At 51.6% G+C, this 3,813-nt stretch carries 2 protein-coding genes and 1 tRNA gene; 2 read left to right on the top strand and 1 reads right to left on the bottom strand.

Annotated elements, in window-relative coordinates; all coding sequences use genetic code 11:
- Positions 1-168: 168 nt before the first annotated feature.
- Positions 169-242: transfer RNA gene (locus ACRQEG_RS09415), tRNA-Met, on the bottom strand.
- A 182-nt stretch (positions 243-424) separates the two neighbouring features.
- On the opposite strand from ACRQEG_RS09415, the gene ACRQEG_RS09410 reads away from it, so the two are divergent.
- Positions 425-1,300 (top strand): LysR family transcriptional regulator, encoded by an 876-nt coding sequence (locus tag ACRQEG_RS09410; RefSeq protein WP_320757350.1) that lies wholly within the window; start codon positions 425-427, stop codon positions 1,298-1,300.
- Positions 1,301-1,999: 699 nt separating this feature from the next.
- The coding region (locus ACRQEG_RS09405; protein WP_435733868.1) for a hypothetical protein at positions 2,000-3,813 on the top strand (1,814 nt) is incomplete at its 3' end.

Genomic DNA, 3,813 nt, shown 5'->3' with positions numbered 1-3,813 from the left:
CCGAGTTTGAACCCGACTTTAGCCCGCTAGCAAGCCGAAAAGTCCGGATAAAACCAACACCAAGTGTCCTATAGGCCGGGAACTCGTAGATAAGTAAATGTGCGTTCGCTGGGGGGGTATGACAAGAGCGCCTGACCGGTGTTCTACCTGGTCAGGCACTCTCTTTCGTGGCGGGGAGAGGATTTGAACCTCTGACCTCCGGGTTATGAGCCCGGCGAGCTACCGAACTGCTCCACCCCGCGGCGACTGTTCTACTATACACGTCCACCCTTTATGATGCAAGTATGATCCTCGTCTCTGTGAGGTGAGTGTGCTGTTGGTGTGAAAATTTATTCGAGATGTTAGGTGTCTAGCGCGGATTTCACGAAATTCAGTAGTATAAGTAAACTAACTAAAGTCAAGATATGCACATACTGATGGAGGTGTGGTGAAGCTGCAGCATCTGGAGGCCTTTGTCGTGGTCGCGAGGGTCGGATCAATTAAAGAAGCTGCCGTTGAACTGAACTGCAGTCAGCCCTCGGTTACGAAGCAGATTCGCGAATTAGAAAAGACACTGGGGCAAGAGCTCCTCGACCGGTCTGGACGCGGAATACGGCTTACTCCTGTAGGGGTGCTGTTTGCGGGCAGGGCCCGAGAGATTCTTAGTCTGTCTCAGCGTACGGTCGAAGAATTCAGCATGTTACACGGCGATATTGGTGGGCATGTGGTCGTGGGTACCGTTGAAAGTGCGGCCGTTATGGATGTTGCTCACGCGATTAAACGAGTGCGGGATAAGCATCCTGGCGTTGGTGTAACACTACGTAGGATACGTAGAGAGACCATTTTGCAAAAACTTGCGAGTAACGCGTTGTCTTTTGCTGTCGCTCCAGATTCCTGGGATCTAGCAGGGTATGAGCGGCTTTCCTTGCCAACGGCAGATCGATGGGGGATTCTGGTTCCTGCTGCGTCTTCTCTTGCCGCTAAGGAAAGCGTGACTGTAGAAGATCTTGAAGGCCTTCCGCTCATTTGTCCGGATGATAGTGTGGGTCATCGACTGTTGGCTCGTTGGTTGGACGACCATGGCGATCAATGCCAAATTATTTATGACGTCGTCTACCATGCACCACAATTAGTTGACGCCGGGGTTGGTTATGCCATCATCAATGACTGCTCGGCCGGCCGGTGTTCACCGCTCGGTTTAGTATTCGTTCCGTTAGCCCCATTGACCCGCTCGCGTACGAGCCTGGTATGGGATCCGAGTCGCGCACTAACCCGCGTGGAACTTGCGTTCTTGGAAGAGGTTCGCGGGATCGGTGCCTAGGTAAGGTGGTAGTTCGTGCGCAACCATGAAAGTCCGCGACCATCGATATTTAATAGAATATACATTAATTATGCAAATGGGGCAGTTTCTATCCCGTGGTTGAAATATAGTTAAATGTCGATGTGGAGTGTATGTGGAGCTTGGGTGGATAGTTATTTGCGTCATATTTTGCTGGGAAATTTCTTGCGGAAGACCTTTAAATAGGTAGAAAGCCCTCCCTCCTTGCGGGGGTATTAGGGTGAAACGCCAGGTCAGAATCGTAATCGTGCGATTAATAAAATCTCATTAAATCCAAAAATTGCAATTTATAGTTATGTTACGATTCTGAATGATTTAGCTGGTGTGGCGCGTTACTTATTGTGTTTTGGTGATGCTCAGGCGCATCTCTTTCACATAATTCACCTAAGTGGCGATATGCGCACCCGCAAGTCATCCGATTATCTACCAATGGAGAAAAGATGTCTCACTACACGGGGGCGCCCAAATCGGCACCCGGCATTTTCACTCCGGCTGGCACGCGAACGCGGGGGGGGTGCTCTCCGTAAGAAACTGTGGGCCGGTATCACGGCTGCAGCTCTTTGTCTGAGTCTCACCCCGACGTTTAGCGCTCCTTCTGCGCAAGCTTATGAGCTGGAGCGGTCAGACGGTGTACTCGGTGAAATTAAAAGCTCGGTATATGGCCGAGTTTTTCTTGACCGAGTGGGTAATATTGCTACTTTCAATAATGGTGATGAAGGACTGGCTGGCGTAAAGGTTTACGCGCAGTGGGTTGACTTTAATAATAAAAAACTTAAGGGTGCTGTCTCGCCAGTTTATTGGACTGAAACCAAAGCAGATGGCAAGTATTCGATCAAGCTTCCGAAATGGACAGATGCACTTGGTATCGAGCATGAGTGGAAAGCTCAGGCAGGGCAAGGCTTGCGTATTTGGTCCGATAACCCCGATAAAACCAAGTACGTCAATTCATTTGTCGAATCCGACGGCGTATTTGTTCGTAACGGGATGGTGCAGCGTTATGTAGGTACGTGGAATGCATGGCCACAGTCCGCTGCGGAGAACTTCAATATTTCATATCAGGAGCGCCCGCAAATTAGCGAGATGTTCCCGGATGAGAGCACCTGGAAGGAAACCACCAACCAGGAAAATGGTGGCTGGGTTTCGGGTCGTGTTTTCTATGACCAGAGGAATGTGTTTGGTGCACCTAAGGCGGTGCGCATGTTCCAAGACAGCTTTGGTGATGTTGCAGTACCTGGCGTTAAAGTGGTCGGCGCTTACGTTCAAGACGGAGTCGCGAAACTCTTCGACGAATGGAAGAAGAATCACAACGGCTATACTCGCGAGCAGTTTAAAGCTGCGCAGCGTGAAATTATGGCGAAGTATGAGCAGGATACGGGCAAGAGTGCTATTGCTGAAACTTCATATGCTGTGACTGATGCGCAGGGACGTTATCACATCCAGTTCCAGGGCCTGTGGGGTGACTCTTACAGCTACAAGGGAATAGTAAATGCTGGGCAACACGGTGATCCGGTTCCCGAAGGTGCGAGCGCTTCGTGGCTCAAGGGTAACCTCGAGTCGCGACACGTTAACGTCGAATATATGTACGTTGCTCCCGTTCTTCCTGATGGAGTAGGGGGCGCCCTTGATAACTTCCCGGATAACTTGTATCAATACGGTGCCCAGGTTGTTGACTATGCTACCGACGGCGCTATGAGCAATATTAGGGATCAGGATTTTGCCCTTCGTATGGAAGATCGCGATTTCCAGGTTCTGGAATACAACCAGACCACTAAGCCTGCGGCTCCTGGCGTGACGGTCGAAACGAAGGCTACCGGTTTTGTTCCCTCGAGCGGTCACGAAATCGTGTGGACGGATTCCGAGGGTAACGAGGTGCATAAGTGCATCTCGAACTCCTCTAATCTGGGAGTTGTAAACTCGTGTCCTCTCACGGTTCCGGCTGATCTCGATCATGACGAAATCTACACGGCAACGATCTATCCTGAAGGATCGCGCGATACTGCGCTAGCAAAGGACGCGTTCGCTGCGAAGCCCACTCCAGAGTACAAGCACACCTTGGTCGACCTCGACACGACCGAGACTGTTGCTTCGCCGCTCCATAAGGAGAACGGGACCAAGCCGCGAGACGCGAAGTACGCGCCTCTAGAGGATAACGCGAAGATTCCGGCGGACCTTCTTGCTGATGTTGACCAGAACAAGGTGAAGATTGGCCAGCAGCCCTGGGCGACGGTTAATGAGGACGGAACCATCTCGCTTGCGCCAAAGAAGGGCCAAGCCGAACCTGGTGAATACCTCATCCCGGTCAAAATGACCACCCCGACGGGCGAAAAGATTCTCCTCGCCCCGATCACAGTGCGCGATCCCAATGCCGACGGTGACAACGATGGCACTCCGGATCTGAAAGACCAGTGCCCGACTATAGCTGGGCCGGCTTCTAATAATGGTTGCCCGGCTTGGGGTGATGGTGATGGTAAGCCTGGCGCGGATGTGACGCTTGC

Origin of the sequence: Actinotignum stranguriae, assembly GCF_051265215.1 — a bacterium.
Taxonomy (GTDB): Bacteria; Actinomycetota; Actinomycetes; order Actinomycetales; family Actinomycetaceae; genus Actinotignum; species Actinotignum schaalii_C.
This window is presented reverse-complemented; position numbering and strand designations above follow the sequence as displayed.